Origin of the sequence: Pradoshia sp. D12, from assembly GCF_008935075.1 — a bacterium.
In the GTDB taxonomy this organism is placed as follows: Bacteria; Bacillota; Bacilli; order Bacillales; family Pradoshiaceae; genus Pradoshia.
Map to the genome: position 1 here is coordinate 1287989 of NZ_CP044545.1, position 20920 is coordinate 1308908.

The window sequence follows — 20920 nt, forward strand, 5'->3', positions numbered from 1 at the left end:
CAGGCCCAGAAATACTTCCCTAATTTAAAACAAAGAGGTGCATGGAAGTGCCTGCAAAAAAAACCACTCCTGACTTTATTTTAATCATCGCAATGTTTTCCTTGCTTTCAATAGGGCTAATCATGGTCTACAGCGCCAGTGCAATATGGGCTACCTATAAATTTGATGACACCTTTTTCTTTGCAAAGAGACAATTATTATTTGCGGGTGTAGGAATTGTAGCTATGCTGGTTATTATGAATATTGATTATTGGAATTGGAGAAGATGGGCAAAACCTTTAATCATCATTTGTTTTATTTTATTGTTGGTAGTGCTCATCCCGGGAATAGGTACATTAAGAAATGGTTCGAGGAGTTGGATTGGAGTGGGGGCTTTTTCCATTCAGCCTTCTGAATTTATGAAGCTCGCAATGATCGTCTTCCTCGCTAAATTCTTATCTGAAAGACAAAAGTACATAACTTCTTTTAAAAAAGGTTTAGCACCCTCGTTAGGTCTTGTCTTTTTAGCATTTGGGTTAATTATGATGCAGCCTGATCTTGGAACAGGAACGGTAATGGTAGGAACATGTATAGCGATGATTTTTATTGCAGGTGCCAGGATAAGTCACTTCGTCGGTCTTGGAATGCTTGGGGTGGCAGGCTTTGTCGCACTTGTTATATCTGCACCTTACCGGATGAAGAGAATCACATCATTTCTTGACCCTTGGCAGGACCCTCTCGGGAGCGGATTTCAAATCATTCAGTCACTCTATGCTATTGGACCTGGCGGGTTGTTTGGGCTCGGACTGGGCCAAAGCAGACAAAAGTTCTTCTATTTGCCTGAACCGCAAACAGATTTCATCTTTGCGATTCTCTCCGAAGAACTGGGTTTTATAGGTGGTTCACTTGTAATACTTTTATTCTCTCTCCTGTTATGGAGAGGTATCAGAATCGCCCTTGGAGCACCTGATTTATTTGGAGCCTTTTTAGCAGTTGGAATCATCATTATGATTGCCATACAGGTGATGATTAATATTGGTGTTGTGACAGGACTTATGCCGGTTACTGGGATTACATTGCCGTTTTTAAGCTATGGAGGTTCTTCATTGACCTTGATGTTAATGGCGGTTGGTGTATTGCTCAATATAAGCAGGTATTCTAATTATTAGAGTGAAATGAAGCTGATCCATTTAGCTTCTTTTTTTTTACAGATTATCATTATTTAAGTATAATGGTATTTTTAAGTAATATATATAATGAAGAACCTATGTAAACCTGGTTTAGAGTGTAGTAGAATATGGGTAAATCATATAGTTAGTAACATGTATGTTAAGTGAAAGGTGAATCAATCATGAAAATAGTATTAAGTGGTGGAGGTACAGGAGGACATATATACCCTGCACTGGCCATGGCAAGAGAAATTAAGAAGTTAAATCCGGAGGCATCTTTTTTATATATAGGTACCGAAAAAGGATTAGAAAAAGACCTCGTTAGTCGAGAAGGTCTTGATTTTAAAGCTATTGAGATTACAGGATTTAAACGATCTTTAAGCTTAGAAAATGTTAAAACAATATGGCGCTTCTTAAAAGGTGTTTCAAACAGCAAAAAACTATTAAAAGAGTTTAAGCCGGATGTCGTCATCGGGACCGGTGGATATGTATGTGGACCGGTTGTTTATGCAGCGTCCAAAATGAAGATTCCAACGATTATACATGAACAAAATAGTGTGCCAGGTTTAACAAATAAATTTTTAAGTCGATATGTTAATAAAGTGGCTATAAGCTTTGAAGAGGCTCGGCAATATTTCCCGAAGGAAAAAGTGGTCTTTACTGGAAATCCGAGGGGCTCAGAGGTTGTATCACATATTGGCTCAAATGCAATTCAGCAATTGGGCATTAAGAAAGGCATTCCTTCTGTGCTCATATTCGGAGGAAGCCGCGGAGCAAAAGCAATTAATGAAGCTGTTTTAAAAAATGTTGAAGTATTAAAGGATAAACCATACCAAGTGATATATATAACTGGTGACGTTCATTATCAATCTGTAAAAGAAGAGCTTGATTTAGTTGGAACTCCAGATAATGTCATTGTAAAACCATTTATACACAATATGCCGGAAATATTGCCTTCGGTTGATTTGGTTGTATCGCGAGCGGGAGCGACCACTTTGGCTGAATTAACAGCATTGGGAATAGCCAGTATCTTGATTCCAAGTCCTTATGTAACGAATAATCATCAGGAAAAGAATGCACAGGCTTTAGTACAAAAAGGGGCAGCAACCATGATAAAAGAAAGTGAATTGAATGGTAGCACCTTAATTAAAGCGATTGATGAAATAATGCTCGATACAGACAGGATTGAATCTATGAAGAAGTCAGCGAAGCAAATGGGTATACCTGATTCGGCTGAGCGTTTATTAAAAATGATGCAGGATCTGCAGTAAATAAATAGGACTAAATGAAATCAAAGAGGAATAAAAATCTTGATTCTAAAGATATCAAGCAGGACTTACGGTTAATGACTTATACTTATGTTCTTTTCTATTGTGATTAAAGGACTCATTAGATATGTTGGTTTTACCTTCTGATGGCCTGCTATGAAAAATGAATACCTCGTCCCTTCCGATTCATGATAATCCAATCCTCCTGTTTTTTAACCGTTGGGATCGGAAGTGGATTTCTTGATTCATTCCTTTAAAAAAGCAGAAAAAAATAAGAGATTATATGTTATAATTTTCTCATAATTGATGCGTTATCTATCAATTTTTGGTAAATGAGTTCTTTGAAATTTAAAAATAAAATCTTCACCCATCGATATAATTTTGCAATAATACCTATATATCATGGTGAGAATATTTTATTATGTATATGTAAAACGACGAGGGTATGCAGATTCTTAGTTGTTGGTTAAATGAGGTGTTTGTATTGGATAAGAATTTGGTATCTCTTGAAGATCGAATTCCTAAATTGAAACAGATGAGAAAAAAGAAAGCAAATAGGCGCCTAATTGGGCTGTTGACGATTTTCTTTTTACTTATATTCAGTATTATCTATTTGCAATCTCCATTGAGTCGAATCCAATCTATACAGGTCGAAGGCAATGCGTATTTGACAGATAAAGAAATCATTGAGCAAAGCGGTTTGGAAGTAGAGGATAATATTTGGGAGATTAAAGGTGACAAAATTGAAACGATGATTAAAAAACATCCCGAGATTGAGGATGTTAAATTAAAAAAAGGATTTCCCAACCATATAACATTGGAAGTCAGTGAATATAAATACACCGCCTATGTACAAAAGGGAAAGGAATATTATCCAATATTATCGAATGGTAAGATATTGGACAAGAAGTTAAGCCATATTCCTGATTCAGGGCCTTTACTTGTTTCATTTAAAGAGGGGAAACCATTGTCAATCGTTATTGGTCAGCTTGAAGAAATGTCCGAGGATGTGATGAACTCAATATCTGAGATTCACCACAATCCATCTAAGACTGATAAAACGAAAGTCACTCTTTACATGAATGACGGTTTTGAAGTAACTGCGAGTGGAGAAACTCTTGCTGAGAAGCTGGTGCATTATGCTGCAATTGTGAGTCAATTGGAGGAAGGCAGCAAAGGGGTTATCGATCTCGAAGTTGGTTCATATTTTCATTCTTATTAGTCAGATTCAAGGAGTGAAAAATGAAGGTAATTCCAAAAATTGTATTTAGGAACATAAAAAGAATCTTTGAACGTAATTTTAAGTCAACTGATATAGAAAATGAATTTTTAGGACATAGCGTATTATTTTAGTAGCTTAATTTTCTGAAATAAAACAGAATGAATTGGTTAGATGTGAGAAAATTCTTTTTTTATATGATATATGCTACAAATTTGACTTTTCTAGGCGTTCATATTGGTGTAGACTTGTAGTTAATAAGGTAATATGAAATAACAAATTGTTTTTCTAAAATATTTCTTATCATTAAAAAACAGACATTCTTTATACATTCTGATATTTTACAGGAAATAACAGGATAATAAAGGGTTTTGGCGAATAGTTGTTTTGTAGGGTTTCAAAAAGCTCAAACATAATATAGATAGCTATTAAAGGAGGTGCCAAAGGGTGCACAACAATGAAATTTATGTTAGCCTTGACATCGGTACATCCACTGTGAAAGTGATAATAGGAGAAATGGAAAATGACTCCTTGAACATAATCGGTGTGGGGAATGCAGCATCTGAAGGCTTGAAAAAAGGTCAGATTGTTGATATAGATGAAACTGTCAAATCCATTCGAAAAGCAGTTGAACAAGCTGAAAGAATGGTAGGTATGGAGATTCGTAAAGTGATTGTCGGAATCAGCGCCAATCATATTATGCTTCAGCCATGCCATGGGGTAGTCGCTGTATCCAATGACAATCGAGAGATTACAGAAGAGGATAAAACTCGTGTTAGAGAACAGGCGGAATTAGTTACAATTCCTTCTGATCGAGAAATTATTGATGTTATTCCTGTTCATTACAAAGTGGATGAAATAGATGAAATCAGCGACCCAAAAGGTATGACTGGAGTTCGCCTTGAAATGAGGGGCGTATTAATTACCGGACTCAGAACCATTTTACATAATACCCTTCGCGCTGTAGAACGTGCAGGTTTAGAAATAACTGATATTGCATTGCAGCCTATGGCGGCCGGCTCACTTGTTTTATCCAAGGATGAGCGTAATCTTGGAATAGCCCTAGTTGATATAGGTGGCGGTTCTACACAAGTCGCTGTATTTGAAGATGGGGAGTTAAAAGGAGCTACAGTTATCCCGCTTGGCGGAAATAATATTACAAAAGATATCAGCATTGTGTTAAAAACACCAACTGATGTTTCCGAACAAATTAAAGTTAGACATGGTCATGCATTTATTGATGATGATGCGGAAGAAGAAACATTCACAGTACCGGTGATTGGCAGCGAAAAACAACAGACCTGCAATCAATTTATCGTATCTGATATTATGGAAGATAGATTAACAGAAATCTTTGAAATGGTAGAAGATGCTATAGTGAATATGGGTGTAACTGATTTGCTTGGGGGGTATGTTCTCACTGGTGGAGTAGTAAAAACCCCTGGTATACTGGATTTAGCACAGAATATCTTGCAAAATCGCGTTCGTGGAGCGGAACCAAATTACATAGGTGTCAGAGAACCTCAGTACACAACTTCTGTTGGTCTTATCACATATGCATGTAACAAAGCCAGATCGCAAGGCTTGAAGTTAGGAGCGCATACTGTTGCTGCTACCAGAGAAACAACAGAAAAGCGTCCGGCTCAAAAACCAGCTCCAAAAGAAAAAGCACCAAAAAATCCAGAAGATAAAGTGAGTACAAAAATGAAAAAATTCTTCGGAGTATTTTTCGAATAAGGGAAACACTTTACCGAAAATAATAGGAGGACTTTCCATGCTAGAATTTGATACAAATATTGATTCGTTAGCAACGATAAAAGTAATCGGAGTAGGGGGCGGCGGAAATAACGCCGTTAACCGAATGATTGAACATGGCTTACAAGGGGTAGAATTTATTGCGGTTAACACAGATGCCCAAGCTTTGAATCTATCAAAAGCTGAAATAAAAATGCAAATAGGCGGTAAATTGACACGAGGACTTGGTGCAGGCGCCAATCCGGATGTTGGAAAAAAAGCTGCTGAAGAAAGTAAAGAACAAATTGAGCAAGCCCTTCAAGGAGCAGATATGGTATTTGTTACAGCTGGTATGGGCGGTGGTACCGGAACAGGAGCTGCTCCAGTTGTAGCTCAGATTGCCCGTGAGTTGGGTGCCCTGACTGTTGGTGTAGTGACAAGACCATTTACATTCGAAGGCCGTAAGCGTTCCACGCAGGCTCAGGGTGGAATTGCGGCTATGAAAGAATCTGTTGATACATTAATTGTTATTCCAAATGATCGATTATTGGAAATCGTTGATAAAAGTACACCAATGCTTGAAGCTTTCCGTGAAGCAGATAATGTTTTAAGACAAGGTGTACAAGGTATTTCTGATTTAATCGCAGTGCCAGGACTAATTAACCTGGACTTTGCAGATGTGAAAACAATTATGTCCAATAAAGGATCCGCTTTAATGGGAATCGGGGTTGCATCAGGTGAAAGCCGTGCTGCTGAAGCGGCTAAAAAAGCTATCTCCAGTCCATTGCTTGAAACATCCATTGACGGTGCTCAAGGTGTGTTAATGAACATCACTGGAGGAACGAACTTAAGCTTATTCGAAGTTCAGGAAGCTGCCGATATTGTAGCATCAGCCTCCGATCAGGAAGTAAATATGATTTTTGGTTCTGTTATTAATGAGAATCTGAAAGATGAAATTGTAGTAACTGTGATTGCGACTGGCTTCAATGAAATTGAACAACAACGTCCGGCGGCAAGACCGAACTTTGGCCAATCACGCCCTGCTCCTCAAACGAATCCAATCAAGCGCGAAGTACCTAAGCGTGAGGAATCTTATACTTCAGAACCTAGCAGAAATAATCAAGTGAGCAGCAATACTGATGATACACTTGATATTCCGACATTCTTAAGAAATCGTAATCGTCGTAGATAATATATTTCATAGAGGAAGATGATGATGTAATAGTAAATTACATCATCATCTTTTTTTGTTTTTGTAGATTCCCGCTGCAGGGTTTATAGCTCATTCTATGGATTTAGTCCGATAGTTCTATTTCAAACATTTTAATTAAGAATCTGATTGATTATCTCAATTCCTTTTTTCACCCCGATAGTTCTAATAGTTCAAATTAAATATGATTGGGGAAATTTTGCAGTAAACCATCGACAAATACTGATGAAAATATAAATAAAAAACGGTTGCACTCTTTACATGAAGTGACAACCTTTTGGATTATGTCAGGTTATAATTTCTCATATGTTCTATTAAAAAAAGTATGGGGAAACAATATGACTATTTATATTGATGCCATTTGGTTTCTCAATTGGGTCTTTGATACAAGTATATTAGTGTGGACTGCGGTTTTACTAAAAAACCAAATAAAATGGATTAGAATGCTAGCTGGAGGATTAGTGGGATCTATGGTTGTTTGGCTATATATCACACCCTTTTCCTATTTAGCTGATCAAATTTGGCTGAAAAGCATGGTTTCTATTTTGATGGTTTTAACCGCATTTGGTTTTAGAAGTATCCGAGCATTTTTTAAAAGAGTTGTAACTTTATATGCTGTAACCTTTACAATTGGTGGAATCCTCTTAGGCAGTCACTATTTTTTTAGCTTTGAAGTGACTGAATATTTCAACGGATTCACAAGTGGAGCAGGCAGCTTCGGTGACCCGGTCAGTTGGATTTTTGTCATGATTGGATTTCCATTGGCATGGCATTTTTCAAAAAAACACATTAACATCCTTGATCTAGCCAAGTGGAATAAAGAGCAGAGGGTTACCATGATTGTTGAAATTAATGGCGTTTCATTTGAATCAGAAGGGCTTGTTGACACAGGAAATCAATTACTCGATCCATTATCCGGTTCTCCTGTAGCAATTATTTCACTCTATGGAAGGGAAACAATGATACCTGCGTCTGTATCCAAGTTAATTGACAAAGGGATCCAGAATTTGCATGGCGATTTTGCTGATTTCCCTGATGAGTGGCAAGAAAAAATGAGAATTATTCCGTGTAAGGTTGTTGGGAATGACAGTCAATTGTTAATTGCATTTAAACCAGATGTCCTATCCATTAAAGTAGCCAATGAATGTCGTGAGGTTCAAAAATGTTTAATTTCTTTTACCATGCAGCAATTATCAGGAGAAGGGCTTTTCGATTCCATTGTTCATCCAAAAATGGTACCGGCCGGTGATTCAGCATCTGCCTCTTAATGTAATAATCACTATACTCATTTCAGGAAGAAAATAGACGTTGAGGATTAGGAAAGGGGTTAAACAATTGAGAAATTTCCGCTTTAGACTATCCTATTATTGGACAAAAGTTTTAGTTAAATTAAAGCTTAAGTCAGATGAAGTGTATTATATTGGCGGCAGTGAGGCTCTTCCACCGCCACTCAGTAAGGAAGAGGAAGAAATATTAATTCATAAACTGCCTGCTGGAGATGAAACAGCAAGATCTATGCTAATTGAACGAAATCTTCGTTTAGTTGTATACATAGCACGTAAATTTGAGAATACAGGTATTAACATTGAAGATTTAATCAGTATTGGCACAATCGGCCTTATTAAAGCAGTAAATACCTTTAATCCTGAAAAGAAAATAAAGCTGGCAACATATGCATCAAGATGTATAGAAAACGAAATTTTAATGTATTTACGACGGAATAGTAAAACACGTTCCGAAGTCTCATTCGATGAACCGCTGAATATTGATTGGGATGGGAATGAATTGCTTTTATCAGATGTATTGGGCACAGATGATGATATCATCACAAAAAACTTAGAGACAAGTATTGATAAAAAACTTTTGGCTAAAGCACTGGAACAATTGAATGATCGGGAAAAGCAGATTATGGAACTAAGATTTGGCTTGGTTGGAGGGGAGGAAAAAACACAAAAGGATGTTGCTGATTTACTGGGGATATCGCAATCCTATATCTCCCGTCTTGAGAAGCGAATTATAAAAAGGCTTAGAAAAGAATTTAATAAAATGGTTTAAGGAAGGTGTAAAAAATATTTAGTCGTATAAAAGCTTTATGAAATCAGGGATTTTTCATTTAGTCACTATACGGAAATAATTTTCATATGCATATAATTCCCTCCCGCGGAGATACTTTACTTTGTACAGCAGCTCCTGCTAGGAGGGAATGGATTGACACGAAACAAAGTAGAAATATGTGGTGTGGATACATCAAAATTACCTGTTTTAAAAAATGATGAAATGCGAGAGTTGTTTAAACAGATGCAATCTGGAGAATCATCATCAGCACGGGAGAAGTTGGTTAACGGTAATCTTAGACTTGTCCTAAGTGTCATTCAGCGCTTTAATAACAGAGGTGAGTATGTTGATGACCTCTTCCAGGTTGGATGCATTGGTTTAATGAAATCGATTGACAACTTTGACTTAAGTCAGAATGTAAAATTTTCTACGTATGCTGTTCCAATGATTATTGGGGAAATTCGCCGTTATTTACGGGATAATAACCCGATTAGGGTTTCCAGATCGTTGAGAGATATTGCATACAAGGCTTTACAGGTCAGAGAGAGACTGATGAGTGAAACATCGAGAGAACCGACATCTGAAGAAATTGCAAAAGCTCTTGATGTTACGTATGAAGAGGTAGTATTCGCACTAGATGCAATCCAGGACCCAGTGTCATTATTTGAACCTATCTACAATGATGGAGGCGATCCAATTTTTGTAATGGATCAGCTCAGTGATGAGAAGAGTAAAGATAGCACATGGATTAATGAGATTGCATTAAAAGATGGCATGCGCAGGTTAAATGAGCGTGAGAAAATGATCCTTAAGAAACGTTTCTTCCAAGGGAAAACGCAAATGGAAGTTGCTGAGGAAATCGGAATTTCACAGGCACAGGTATCCCGCTTGGAAAAAGCGGCTATTCGCCAAATGAATAAAAATATCTAGCTGCTGATTAATGAACTTATAATTAAATATGTATTGCCTTTAAGCTATCCTCATTTGCAGGATAGTTTTTATTTATATTAGGCCAATTTATTATAGCAGAGTCTTCATTCCTATTTAAAAGAGGGGAACTCAAAATTCTTGCATCACCAGCATCTGTTTTTTATGGTTTTGTAGATAGCCAGATATGAAAGAAACTAAATCCTTTTCTTATAACGTTCAAGATTTGATGGATAGGAGGGCGTTCCAGAGAGAAGTTCTTTATTGTTCTTTCCATTCATATAATGCCTGTAACTACAGATCCCGAGTGGAGGAGATAGAGTATGATTAAAATTTCTGAGTTACAAGTCAAAGATATCGTAAATACATTCGACGGAAAACGATTGGGAAATGTTGAAGATATTGAAATTAATCTAAGTACTGGGAAAATAGAAAGTATAACGGTAGCAAACAGTAAAATGCTTTCGTTTTTAAATAAAGAGGAAGACACTGTCATTCCGTGGTATAAAATTAAAATGATTGGAGAAGATGTGATTCTTGTGGAATACAAGGGATACGGAAGTTTTAATGATTAGAAGAAGAAAATTATGCGGGATTGTGATAAAATGAAAGAAAAATCGAGGGGTATTAGCTTGGAACCATTTGTTCAGTTTTCCGAATCATTTATGTCGATAAAAGGTTGGAAGGATTGGCATCCGAATTTATTGGCGGGATTTACTACGAAGAACGGAGGCATCAGCGATTTTCCGTTTCAGTCGATGAATACAGCTTTTCACGTCTTTGATTTAGATGGAAAAGTAATAGAAAACAGGCGTATTCTAGCTGACCAGCTCCATTTTCCTGTTGAAAGATGGGTTGGAGCTGAGCAGACGCATGAAGCGTCTATTTTGAAAATTGACAAAAGTCATGCCGGGCTTGGTGCTATAGATTATAAAACAGCATTAAAAGCAACGGATGGTTTATATACAAAAGAAAGCGGAATATTATTGACGCTTTGTTTTGCAGATTGTGTACCCGTATATTTTATGGCGCCTAACCATCATTTGATTGGGATTGTACATGCAGGCTGGAAGGGGACGGTTGCTGGCATAGGTTCATCTATGATTGATATCTGGAGACAGGATGAAGGTGTTCAGCCTGAAGAGATATATGCTGCAATAGGGCCATCTATTTGCCAAAACTGTTATACGGTCGACAAAAAAGTAATTAACTATTTAGAGGTTATACTAGAAGAACAGACAAAAACCGCTTATAATCAAATTACGGAGAATCAATATCAGCTTGATTTAAAGCTGGCGAATGCTTTAATTCTTCAGAAAGCCGGTATTTTACCAGAGAATATTATGACAACTGGTTTTTGTACAAGTTGTGATGATTCTTACTTTTTTTCTCACCGACGTGATGAGGGGAAAACTGGTCGAATGTTGGGGTTAATCGGCTGGAAGGAGGAGTAGGATATTGGAAGTGACGGAAAACCTGCAAATCATTCATGAAAAAATCGAGAGTGCTGCAAAACGTGCAGGTCGTAATCCACAAGATATACAAATAATTGCTGTTACAAAATATGTTTCAACAAAACGTGCTCTAGAAGCCTATAAAGCCGGAATTAAAAACTTTGGTGAAAACCGCTCGGAAGGATTAATAGCCAAGCAAGAGGGTATAAAAGAACGACCAGTTTGGCATTTTATCGGTTCGCTTCAAACGAGAAAGGTAAAAACGATCATAAATCGTGTGGACGTTCTACATTCTCTTGATCGCTTATCATTGGCTGAAGAAATAGAAAAGAGAGCCACGCGCCCGATTGACTGTTTTGTTCAGATAAATGTAAGCGGAGAAGATACTAAACATGGAATACAGCCTCAGGTTGCAATTGAGTTTGTACAACAGCTTGCTGAATTTGAAAAAATTAGGGTAATGGGACTTATGACGATGGCTCCTTTCACAGATGATGAAGAAGAAATACGTACTTGTTTCCGTAAACTCAAAGAATTGCAAGTAGTGATACAAAATATGAAGTTGCCCAATGCCCCATGCACAGAACTCTCAATGGGCATGTCTAATGACTATGAAATCGCCATTGAAGAGGGTGCAACCATGGTTAGAATCGGAACTGCCTTGGTAGGGAATGAATAAAAGAGAGGTGTAAATGATGTCAATCGTATCAAAAATGAAAACGTTCTTTGCACTCGAGGATGAAGAATATGAGTATGAGGAACAATATGTTGAAGAAGAAAAAGTTCCGGCAAAAGTGAATAAACATGATCAGCAGCAAAAACAACAAAATATAGTGAGTCTTCAAAGCATACAGAAATCTTCTAAGTTAGTATTGCTGGAACCAAGAGCGTATGCAGATGCTCAGGAGATTGCCGACCATTTAAAAAATCGCCGTGGGGTTGTTGTGAATTTACAAAGGATTTCACCAGACCAGGCTAGAAGAATTGTTGACTTTTTAAGTGGGACAGTCTATGCAATCGGTGGGGATATTCAGCGTATCGGGTCAAATATATTCTTATGTACCCCTGATAATGTTGATGTTTCAGGTTCCATCTCTGGATATGCTCAAGAAGATGAACTGGAGGATATAAGGTGGTAAGTAAATAATGGATATATTTTTTTATATACTTTATAAAGCAGTAGATATATATTCCTGGGCCTTAATTATTTACATATTAATGTCGTGGTTTCCAAATGCAAGGGATACAGGAATTGGAATGTTTTTAGCACGCATATGTGAGCCGTTTTTGGAACCATTCAGGAGAATTGTACCTTCGCTCGGCATGATTGATATTTCTCCAATTATAGCGATTCTTGTGTTAAATATGGCACGAGTAGGAATCTCCGCGTTGGCAGGCATTTTTTAAGAAGAATGTTAGCTCCCTTTCAAAACAGGGAGCTTTTATATTTTAGCTGGAGGATGTAAATGGATATTTATCAGCATTTTCGTCAGGAAGAAAGAGAATTTATCGATCAGGTGCTTGGATGGATTGATCAAGTGCAGGAGCAATATGCCCCTAAACTGACAGATTTTCTTGACCCCAGAGAATCAGAGATTGTAAGGATGCTAATTGGTACAAATGGAGATGTACATGTTTCCTTTTTTGGAGGAAGCGAAGCGGCCGAGCGGCAAAGAGCGCTCCTCTATCCGGACTATTATGAACCGCAAATCGAGGATTACGAACTGACCATTTATGAATTATTTTATTCTGCAAAATTTACGACACTGAAACATAGGCAGATTCTTGGCACGTTAATGTCTGTTGGCTTAAAGAGAGAAAAATTTGGTGATATATGGATTGAAGGCGAGCGAGTACAATTCGTTGTTGCAAAAGATGTAGCATCCTATCTGGAGATGAATATATCTAAAATGGGCAATGCGGGTGTAAAGTTTCAGGAAATACCTGCTGATCAGGCTATGACTGTTACGGAACAATGGAAGGAATGCCAAGTGACAGTTTCCTCCATGAGAATTGATACGATATTGTCGGCTATCGCCAATATTTCGAGGCAAAAGAGCCAAACACTCGTACAGCAGGGGCGTGTTAAGGTAAACTGGAAACAAGTCGATAATCCATCATATGAAATCAGAGAAAGTGATGTGTTATCCACTCGTGGGATAGGAAGAATGAAGATATTTTCCATTGAAGGAAAAACAAAGAAAGATAAATGGAAAATAAAGTGTGGTATACAAAAATAATCAGGAATTTAGAAGGAATATCACCATTACTGTCGAAAGCATAGTATAATAATTAAGAGAAGAATCAGTATTCGGAGGTGCAGTCTATGCCATTATCACCGCTAGACATACATAACAAGGAATTCGGCAGAGGATTCCGCGGTTACGATGAAGATGAAGTAAATGAGTTTCTTGACCAAATAATTAAAGATTACGAGTTGGTCCTTCGAGATAAGAAAGATCTTGAAGCTAAAGTGGAAGAGTTGGAACAACGCCTTGAGCATTTCTCCAGCATTGAGGAAACGTTGAATAAATCAATCGTCATTGCTCAGGAAGCCGGAGAAGATGTCAAACGAAATTCTCAAAAAGAGGCTAAATTGATTATGAAGGAAGCAGAAAAAAATGCTGACCGAATTGTCAATGAGGCATTATCTAAAGCAAGAAAAATTGCTATTGAAATTGAAGACCTTAAAAAGCAATCTAAAGTATTCAGAATGCGTTTTAAAATGCTTGTTGAAGCCCAGCTTGATTTATTAAACAGTGAAGATTGGGATAAACTTCTTAAATATGACGTGGATGCCACTGAATTTGATATCGACCTGAATGAAGAAGAAATGTAAGGTCTTGACTTTATCGTAAGTTATTGAATATAATATTTTAACAAATCTATTCAAAAAATGTTAAAACGAAGACGGGAACAGTACATCAGATCATACTTTTTGTAGCGAGCCGGGGAAGGTGGGAGTCCGGTAAAAGAATCTGGATGGAAGATCATCCCTGAGTCTGCTTTTGAACCCAGCTTGGCTGGCAGTAAATAGCGGCGAGTCATTCACGTTACGAATACCAAGAGGAATATTGTCAGGCAATATTCTAAAAGGGTGGTACCGCGGAAATATAGCCTTTTCGTCCCTTTACCGGGATGAAAAGGCTTTTTTGTATTTATTTATGAAAATAGTTTAACCGAAGTTTAAGGAGTGAATGGAATGGAATTTAAAGACACATTATTGATGCCTAAAACAGAATTTCCAATGCGTGGGAATTTACCAAAAAGAGAACCGGAAGTTCAAGCAGGTTGGGAAGAAAAAAATATTTACAAATTAGTACAGGAGCGCACGAAGGACCTTCCTAAATTTGTGCTGCATGACGGACCTCCTTATGCGAATGGAAACATTCATATCGGGCATGCAATGAATAAAATCTTAAAGGATTTTATTGTTCGCTTTAAATCAATGAATGGTTATAATGCGCCATATGTACCAGGTTGGGATACTCATGGTTTACCAATTGAAACAGCTCTAACTAAAAACAAAAAAGTAAATCGTAAGGAAATGACAATCGCTGAATTCCGTAAACTTTGTGAGGAATATGCTTATACACAAATTGATCAGCAGCGCACTCAATTTAAACGTTTAGGTGTAAGAGGAGACTGGGAAAATCCATACATCACACTGAAACCTGAATATGAAGCTGAGCAAATCAAAGTTTTCGGTGATATGGCGAAAAAAGGCTATATCTATAAAGGATTAAAACCGGTTTATTGGTCTCCTTCCAGTGAATCTGCACTAGCTGAAGCGGAAATCGAATACCACGACAAGAAATCAGCATCTATCTTTGTTGCATTTGATGTGAAGGACGGCAAAGGAGTAGTGGAAGAGGGAGCGAAGTTCATTATTTGGACAACGACACCTTGGACCATTCCAGCTAACCTTGGAATTGCTGTTCACCCACGCCTTGATTATGTACTTGTGAATGTGGATGGTACAAAATATATTGTGGCTGAAACATTATTGCCTTCCGTTAAAGAAACACTTGGATGGGAGAATGCTGAAGTTGAGAAGACTGTTAAAGGTGCTGAACTGGAATATGTAGTCACTAAACATCCATTGTATGACCGTGACTCACTTGTTATTTTAGGAGAGCATGTAACCACTGATGCAGGTACAGGTTGTGTTCATACTGCGCCAGGACATGGTGAAGATGACTTTATCGTAGGTCAGAAATATAATCTTGGAGTACTCTGCCCAGTGGATGGAAAAGGCCATATGACTTCTGATGCTCCTGGATTTGAAGGATTATTCTATGATAAAGCAAACAAAGAAATCACGGATAAACTCGAGGAAGTCGGTGCTCTGTTAAAACTTGATTTCATTACACACTCTTATCCGCATGATTGGAGAACGAAAAAGCCAACAATTTTCCGTGCAACTGACCAATGGTTTGCTTCAGTTGATGATATCCGTGAAGACCTATTGCAGCAGATCAAAGAAACTAAATGGGTACCTGCATGGGGTGAAACGAGATTATTTAACATGATTCGTGATCGTGGAGACTGGTGTATTTCCCGTCAGCGTGCATGGGGCGTACCGATTCCGGTGTTTTATGCAGAAAATGGTGAAGCAATCATTACGGATGAAACGATTAAGCATGTATCCGATTTATTCCGACAATACGGTTCCACTGTTTGGTTTGAGAAAGACGCAAAAGATCTTCTCCCAGAAGGCTTTACACATGAAGGCAGCCCTAATGGCTTATTTACGAAAGAAACAGATATTATGGACGTATGGTTTGACTCTGGCTCCTCCCATCAATCAGTTCTTGAAGCAAGAGAAGATTTGAGAAGACCAGCTGACCTTTACCTTGAGGGTTCAGACCAATATCGTGGATGGTTTAACTCCTCTTTGATCACGTCAGTTGCTGTTACTGGTAAAGCTCCTTACAAGGAAGTATTAAGCCACGGATTTACACTTGATGGAGAAGGCCGTAAAATGAGTAAATCCCTAGGAAACACAATTGACCCATTAAAAGTTATTAATCAAATGGGTGCAGATATTCTGCGTCTTTGGGTTGCGAGTGTCGATTACCAGGCTGATGTACGTGTTTCTGATAATATTCTGAAACAAGTATCCGAAGTATATCGTAAAATTCGTAACACATTCAGATTCCTGCTTGGAAACCTGAGCGGATTTAACGCAGAGCATGATGCTGTTTCTTACGAAAATCTTCGTGAAGTGGACCAATATATGCTCATTAAGTTAAATGATTTGGTTGATCAGGTAAAACAATCCTATGACAATTATGAATTTGCTGATATCTATAATGGTATCAATAATTTCTGTACACAGGATTTAAGTTCCTTCTATCTGGATTATGCAAAGGATATTCTATACTGCGATGCGGAAAACAGTGATGGCCGCCGTGCAATTCAAACTGTACTGCATGAATGCGTTATGAAGCTAGTTAAATTGATTGCTCCTATTCTGCCGCATACAGCTGATGAAGTTTGGACTTTTATCGATGATGCTGATGCAGAGAGCGTACAATTAACAGATATGCCGTCGGTTGAAAATTATCCAAATAGTACAGCTGTTAAAGCGAAATGGGATTTGTTCATGAATTTACGTGATGATGTCCTTAAAGCGCTTGAAGAAGCAAGAAATTCAAAAGTAATTGGTAAATCATTAAATGCGAAAGTAGCATTGTATGTAAGTGAAGAAACAAAAGATTTGCTTGAAAGCATTGAAGAAAGCCTTGAACAATTATTTATCGTTTCTTCAGTGGAAGTTGCCGGATACATTTACGATGCACCGGAAGAAGCTATTAAGTTAGAGCATGCGGCAATTTTAGTCACAAAAGCAGATGGAGAAACTTGTGAACGTTGCTGGAATATCAGTGAAGAGGTTGGTACAATTGAAAAACACCCAACTTTATGTGAACGCTGCTCCACAGTGGTAGTTAACGAATATCCAGAACTCGGATAATCGAGTATTTTAAAATGATAGAGAGCCGATTTCCTGAGTGCTTATGCAATCAGTGAAAAGTGAGGTACACTCTCATTTGAAGAGCTTTTATGTGTGGGCAGTAGAGGTGATAGACCGACCTGCTCCAAAATACTGGGATGCTATTCCTTCTATAGGCCCTTTCATCTATTCGAAAGGGCCTGTATTTTTGTTAAAGTTTTAAAACATTTGTTAGATAGATATGCTACAATTTGTTAGGCAGTATGTACATTTTAAGCAGGCAGGGGGCAAGCTTATGTTATATATGTATTATTTGATTGCGTTGCTCATTATCATGATTGACCAATTTACGAAATGGTTGGTCGTTAAGTATATGACCTTAGGGGAAAGTATACCAATCATTGATAACTTTCTATACATTACCTCTCACAGAAACCGAGGGGCAGCCTGGGGAATTCTTCAGGGACAAATGTGGTTTTTTTATATCGTAACAACCGTGGTTATTATTGGAATTGTCTTTTACATAAGAAAATTCAGTACCGATAAGTTGACGGGGATATCCCTTGGACTTATTCTTGGAGGAGCGATTGGTAATTTTATTGATCGGATTTTCCGCAATGAAGTGGTTGATTTTGTGCATACGTATATATTCTCATACAGTTTTCCTGTCTTTAATGTGGCAGATTCTGCTCTTTGTATAGGAGTTGGATTATTGGTGATTGCTATGTTTATGGAGGAAAAAAGAGCTAAGGAGCTAAAGAATGGATAGTCAAAGACTGATAGTAACAGAAGAACAAAAAGGTGAAAGGCTTGATAAAGTCCTTTCCGTTTTAAATGAAGAATGGTCACGTTCTCAAGTCCAGCAGTGGATAAAAGAAGGGAATATTCTGGTGAATGACAAACAGATAAAGGCAAATTATAAATGTCAGCCTGGTGACTCTATTGAAATCACACCATCAGAGCCAGAGGAACTTGATGTTGTAGCTGAGAACATTCCTCTTGATATTTATTATGAGGATGCGGATGTCATTGTTGTCAATAAACCAAAAGGCATGGTTGTACATCCGGCAGCAGGACATGGATCAGGTACACTTGTAAATGCTTTAATGTACCATTGCAAGGATTTATCAGGAATCAATGGTGTGATGCGTCCAGGTATCGTCCATCGTATCGATAAGGATACTTCAGGATTGCTCATGGTCGCTAAAAATGATTATGCGCATGAGAGACTTGTAAAGCAATTAACTGAAAAAACAGTTACCCGGAAGTATAAGGCACTTGTCCACGGTATCATTCCACATGATGCAGGAACGGTAGATGCGCCGATAGGCCGTGATAAACGAGATCGTCAAAGCATGACAGTAACAGACGATAATTCTAGGCATGCAGTTACACATTTTCATGTACTGGAAAGATTTAAAGACTTTACTTTTATTGAATGTCAGCTTGAAACAGGACGCACTCATCAAATTCGTGTCCATATGAAATATATTGGTTATCCTCTTGCTGGTGACCCTAAGTATGGACCAAGAAAAACTCCTGATTTAAATGGACAGGCTTTACATGCAGCAGTTCTGGGATTTGTCCATCCTAGAACAGAGGAATATTTGGAATTTGAAGCTCCATTACCAGCATATTTTGTCGATTATTTGGAAACTTTAAGAATTGACTGTTGACAAGGATAACAATCCTAAAGTAATATAGATACAACTGAATAGGGTCCTTTAAATACAGTCCCGTGAGGCTGAAAAGGTACGTGAAAACTAATGGAAGAAGTATGTCTTTTTTCTATGGTTTATTATATCCTTTTGCCCACGCGGCAAAAGGATTTTTTCATTTTTAGGAAAGGGTCGATGATATGTTAGAGAAAGCAACATTGCTTGATGAAAAAGCAATCTCAAGAGCGTTAACAAGGATTTCTCATGAAATTATCGAGAAAAATAAGGGTATTAGTGATTGTGTGTTGATCGGTATTCGTACCCGTGGTATATTCCTAGCCAAACGTCTGGGACAAAGAATTCATGAAATTGAAGGAGCGGAAATTCCTGTTGGTGAACTGGATATTACCTTGTACCGGGATGATTTAAGCACAAAGACAAAAAGTGGGGATCCACAGGTAAATGGATCAGATATACCATTTAGCTTGAAAGATAAAAAAGTCATTCTGGTTGATGATGTTTTATATACCGGAAGAACAGTGAGAGCGGCTCTGGATGCCCTTATAGATATCGGCAGACCGGCTCAAATCCAATTAGCTGTCCTGATCGACAGAGGGCACAGAGAGCTTCCAATCCGAGCTGATTATGTAGGCAAGAATATACCTACTGCAAAAAATGAAAAGATTGTCGTCAAATTAAAAGAAATGGATGACGGTGAACAAGTCTCCATTTTTGAATAAATAAACCTTTTTAATTCAGTCCTGTGAGGCTGAAAAGGGGAGCAAGTGATATTTGCTTATGCAAATAATCATCTCCCTTCGAAACCAATTCTTTCATCAGGGAGGCAATAATTATGACTTCTACAGAAATAGCAAACAATCCTCATATAAGGTACGATGTCAATGAAAAACCAACTCCGAAGCAATGGTTTATATTAAGCCTGCAGCATTTATTTGCGATGTTTGGTTCAACCATTCTTGTGCCGATTCTAACAGGCCTTGATCCGGGAATTGCCCTATTGACAAGCGGTATTGGTACACTGGTTTACATCCTGATCACCAAAGGGCAAATACCAGCCTATCTCGGTTCATCCTTTGCCTTTATCTATCCGATTACTTTACTAAATGAAAGCAGTGGTGTTGGCTCTGCTTTAGTAGGCGGCTTTTTGATTGGACTTGTTTATGCACTCGTTGCTTTATTAGTTAAAAAACTAGGCACTAAAACAATCCTAAATTTTTTACCGCCTGTAGTAGTTGGTCCTGTCATTATGGTAATTGGTCTTGGTCTTGCCTCAACAGCAGTCAATATGGCCATGTATGAAAATCCGAATGCAGAAGTGCTTGTTTACAGCACAAAACATATTACGGTTGCCTTAATTACACTTGTCATCACGATCATATGCAGTGTAGTCTTAAAAAACTTTTTTTCACTGATTCCAGTATTAATCGGTATTATTGGTGGTTATATTACAGCCCTCTTCTTTGGAATTGTAGATTTCACTCCGGTAAAAGAAGCAGCCTGGTTCCAGCTTCCAAACTTCACGATGCCATTTGTTGATTATACGCCAACGTTAAGCTGGGAGATTATTCTGGTTATGATTCCGATTGCCATCGTCCCTATATCAGAACATATAGGTGATCAATTGGTTATTAGTAAAATCGCAGGACGTAATTTTGTTGAGAAACCAGGATTGCATCGCTCATTGTTAGGAGATGGAGTATCCATTATGATTGCCTCTTGTCTTGGTGGTCCTCCGAATACAACCTATGGAGAAAATATAGGTGTTATGGCTCTTACACGGGTATTCAGTGTGTATGTTATAGGCGGAGCGGCAGTCTTTGCAATCCTGTTCGGATTTATTGGAAAAATTTCAGCCCTTATTCAATCCATTCCATCAGCTGTGATGGGTGGGGTATCCATTCTTCTGTTCGGTATCATAGCATCAAGTGGTTTACGGATGTTGATCGACAGCAAAATCGATTTATCTAAAAATAGAAACTTAGTCATATCCTCTGTCATTTTAATCATTGGTGTAGGTGGTGCAATGCTCAAAATCACCGATCATGCCTCCATTTCAGGAATGGCATTAGCCGCCATTGTAGGTGTCATCTTAAATCTTGTACTTCCCGGTAAGGAAACCAGCGAAAGTCAGGGTTGATAGTAGATCCAACAAGTAAAATACAGGGATTAGGTTAAGTACGACAATTCCAGTATGCGATATTGGGATGAATCGACTAAATAAACTAAAACCCTGATTCGTAAAAAACGAATTAGGGTTTTTTTTAGAATAT

Annotated in this window: 20 protein-coding genes and 1 other annotated feature; all 20 genes read left to right on the plus strand. The window is 37.9% G+C overall.

From position 1 onward, the window contains the following. The first annotated feature begins 47 nt into the window (after positions 1-47). The 20 genes from spoVE (at position 48) to uraA (ending at position 20787) form a co-directional block, all read left to right on the plus strand. Positions 48-1148 (plus strand): stage V sporulation protein E, encoded by a 1101-nt coding sequence (gene spoVE / locus F7984_RS06365; protein WP_066102297.1) that lies wholly within the window; start codon positions 48-50, stop codon positions 1146-1148. 182 nt (positions 1149-1330) lie between these two features. After that, positions 1331-2419, plus strand: a complete 1089-nt coding sequence (gene murG, locus F7984_RS06370) for an undecaprenyldiphospho-muramoylpentapeptide beta-N-acetylglucosaminyltransferase (protein ID WP_139891298.1) — start codon at positions 1331-1333, stop codon at positions 2417-2419. A gap of 481 nt (positions 2420-2900) precedes the next feature. Beyond that, on the plus strand, positions 2901-3638 hold the full coding sequence (locus F7984_RS06375; RefSeq protein ID WP_139891297.1) for a cell division protein FtsQ/DivIB: 738 nt from the start codon (positions 2901-2903) through the stop codon (positions 3636-3638). A gap of 444 nt (positions 3639-4082) precedes the next feature. Continuing rightward, on the plus strand, positions 4083-5372 hold the full coding sequence (gene ftsA / locus F7984_RS06380; RefSeq protein ID WP_139891296.1) for a cell division protein FtsA: 1290 nt from the start codon (positions 4083-4085) through the stop codon (positions 5370-5372). 37 nt (positions 5373-5409) lie between these two features. Beyond that, a complete protein-coding gene (gene ftsZ / locus F7984_RS06385; protein ID WP_066100689.1) occupies positions 5410-6561 on the plus strand; it encodes a cell division protein FtsZ in 1152 nt (383 codons plus the stop codon). A 356-nt stretch (positions 6562-6917) separates the two neighbouring features. Then, positions 6918-7847, plus strand: coding sequence for a sigma-E processing peptidase SpoIIGA (spoIIGA, locus tag F7984_RS06390; RefSeq protein WP_181161983.1), 930 nt, complete (start codon positions 6918-6920; stop codon positions 7845-7847). Between the two features lie 67 nt (positions 7848-7914). Next, positions 7915-8634, plus strand: a complete 720-nt coding sequence (gene sigE / locus F7984_RS06395; protein WP_066100683.1) for an RNA polymerase sporulation sigma factor SigE — start codon at positions 7915-7917, stop codon at positions 8632-8634. A gap of 153 nt (positions 8635-8787) precedes the next feature. Continuing rightward, the gene (gene sigG / locus F7984_RS06400; RefSeq protein WP_066100680.1) at positions 8788-9564 is read left to right on the plus strand and encodes an RNA polymerase sporulation sigma factor SigG; all 777 of its coding nucleotides are present in this window, start codon (positions 8788-8790) and stop codon (positions 9562-9564) included. 320 nt (positions 9565-9884) lie between these two features. Then, entirely contained in the window at positions 9885-10136 is a 252-nt protein-coding gene (locus tag F7984_RS06405; protein ID WP_139891294.1) for a YlmC/YmxH family sporulation protein, read from the plus strand. A gap of 30 nt (positions 10137-10166) precedes the next feature. Further along, complete coding sequence (gene pgeF, locus F7984_RS06410; RefSeq protein ID WP_139891293.1) at positions 10167-11015, plus strand: peptidoglycan editing factor PgeF; 849 nt, start codon at positions 10167-10169, stop codon at positions 11013-11015. A gap of 4 nt (positions 11016-11019) precedes the next feature. After that, positions 11020-11694 (plus strand): YggS family pyridoxal phosphate-dependent enzyme, encoded by a 675-nt coding sequence (locus tag F7984_RS06415; protein WP_140461239.1) that lies wholly within the window; start codon positions 11020-11022, stop codon positions 11692-11694. A 16-nt stretch (positions 11695-11710) separates the two neighbouring features. After that, positions 11711-12154, plus strand: coding sequence for a cell division protein SepF (locus tag F7984_RS06420; protein ID WP_066100673.1), 444 nt, complete (start codon positions 11711-11713; stop codon positions 12152-12154). 7 nt (positions 12155-12161) lie between these two features. Then, on the plus strand, positions 12162-12422 hold the full coding sequence (locus F7984_RS06425; RefSeq protein WP_139891291.1) for a YggT family protein: 261 nt from the start codon (positions 12162-12164) through the stop codon (positions 12420-12422). A 59-nt stretch (positions 12423-12481) separates the two neighbouring features. After that, complete coding sequence (locus F7984_RS06430; protein WP_139891290.1) at positions 12482-13255, plus strand: YlmH family RNA-binding protein; 774 nt, start codon at positions 12482-12484, stop codon at positions 13253-13255. An 86-nt stretch (positions 13256-13341) separates the two neighbouring features. After that, complete coding sequence (locus F7984_RS06435) at positions 13342-13854, plus strand: DivIVA domain-containing protein (RefSeq protein WP_139891289.1); 513 nt, start codon at positions 13342-13344, stop codon at positions 13852-13854. Between the two features lie 59 nt (positions 13855-13913). Continuing rightward, positions 13914-14148: a binding site (T-box leader), on the plus strand. Between the two features lie 69 nt (positions 14149-14217). Then, positions 14218-16992 carry an isoleucine--tRNA ligase gene (gene ileS / locus F7984_RS06440; protein ID WP_066100661.1) on the plus strand — a complete coding sequence of 925 codons (2775 nt, stop codon included), beginning with the start codon at positions 14218-14220 and terminating at the stop codon, positions 16990-16992. A gap of 274 nt (positions 16993-17266) precedes the next feature. Continuing rightward, a complete protein-coding gene (gene lspA / locus F7984_RS06445) occupies positions 17267-17740 on the plus strand; it encodes a signal peptidase II (RefSeq protein ID WP_308810526.1) in 474 nt (157 codons plus the stop codon). Beyond that, positions 17733-18647 (plus strand): RluA family pseudouridine synthase, encoded by a 915-nt coding sequence (locus tag F7984_RS06450; protein ID WP_066100655.1) that lies wholly within the window; start codon positions 17733-17735, stop codon positions 18645-18647. The genes lspA and F7984_RS06450 overlap by 8 nt, the downstream gene beginning before the upstream one ends. Positions 18648-18829: 182 nt before the next feature. Continuing rightward, on the plus strand, positions 18830-19369 hold the full coding sequence (gene pyrR / locus F7984_RS06455; protein ID WP_140461240.1) for a bifunctional pyr operon transcriptional regulator/uracil phosphoribosyltransferase PyrR: 540 nt from the start codon (positions 18830-18832) through the stop codon (positions 19367-19369). Positions 19370-19482: 113 nt separating this feature from the next. After that, complete coding sequence (gene uraA, locus F7984_RS06460) at positions 19483-20787, plus strand: uracil permease (protein ID WP_140461241.1); 1305 nt, start codon at positions 19483-19485, stop codon at positions 20785-20787. The last annotated feature ends 133 nt before the right edge of the window (positions 20788-20920 follow it).

What these genes read in the sequence shown, in the direction of transcription:
- murG (WP_139891298.1), top strand. Translation starts at nt 1,331, where the DNA reads ATGAAAATAGTATTAAGTGGTGGAGGTACAGGAGGACATATATACCCT.
- ftsZ (WP_066100689.1), top strand. Translation starts at nt 5,410, where the DNA reads ATGCTAGAATTTGATACAAATATTGATTCGTTAGCAACGATAAAAGTA.
- spoIIGA (WP_181161983.1), top strand. Translation starts at nt 6,918, where the DNA reads ATGACTATTTATATTGATGCCATTTGGTTTCTCAATTGGGTCTTTGAT.
- F7984_RS06405 (WP_139891294.1), top strand. Translation starts at nt 9,885, where the DNA reads ATGATTAAAATTTCTGAGTTACAAGTCAAAGATATCGTAAATACATTC.
- pgeF (WP_139891293.1), top strand. Translation starts at nt 10,167, where the DNA reads ATGAAAGAAAAATCGAGGGGTATTAGCTTGGAACCATTTGTTCAGTTT.
- F7984_RS06420 (WP_066100673.1), top strand. Translation starts at nt 11,711, where the DNA reads ATGTCAATCGTATCAAAAATGAAAACGTTCTTTGCACTCGAGGATGAA.
- F7984_RS06425 (WP_139891291.1), top strand. Translation starts at nt 12,162, where the DNA reads ATGGATATATTTTTTTATATACTTTATAAAGCAGTAGATATATATTCC.
- F7984_RS06430 (WP_139891290.1), top strand. Translation starts at nt 12,482, where the DNA reads ATGGATATTTATCAGCATTTTCGTCAGGAAGAAAGAGAATTTATCGAT.
- F7984_RS06435 (WP_139891289.1), top strand. Translation starts at nt 13,342, where the DNA reads ATGCCATTATCACCGCTAGACATACATAACAAGGAATTCGGCAGAGGA.
- ileS (WP_066100661.1), top strand. Translation starts at nt 14,218, where the DNA reads ATGGAATTTAAAGACACATTATTGATGCCTAAAACAGAATTTCCAATG.
- lspA (WP_308810526.1), top strand. Translation starts at nt 17,267, where the DNA reads ATGTTATATATGTATTATTTGATTGCGTTGCTCATTATCATGATTGAC.
- F7984_RS06450 (WP_066100655.1), top strand. Translation starts at nt 17,733, where the DNA reads ATGGATAGTCAAAGACTGATAGTAACAGAAGAACAAAAAGGTGAAAGG.
- pyrR (WP_140461240.1), top strand. Translation starts at nt 18,830, where the DNA reads ATGTTAGAGAAAGCAACATTGCTTGATGAAAAAGCAATCTCAAGAGCG.
- uraA (WP_140461241.1), top strand. Translation starts at nt 19,483, where the DNA reads ATGACTTCTACAGAAATAGCAAACAATCCTCATATAAGGTACGATGTC.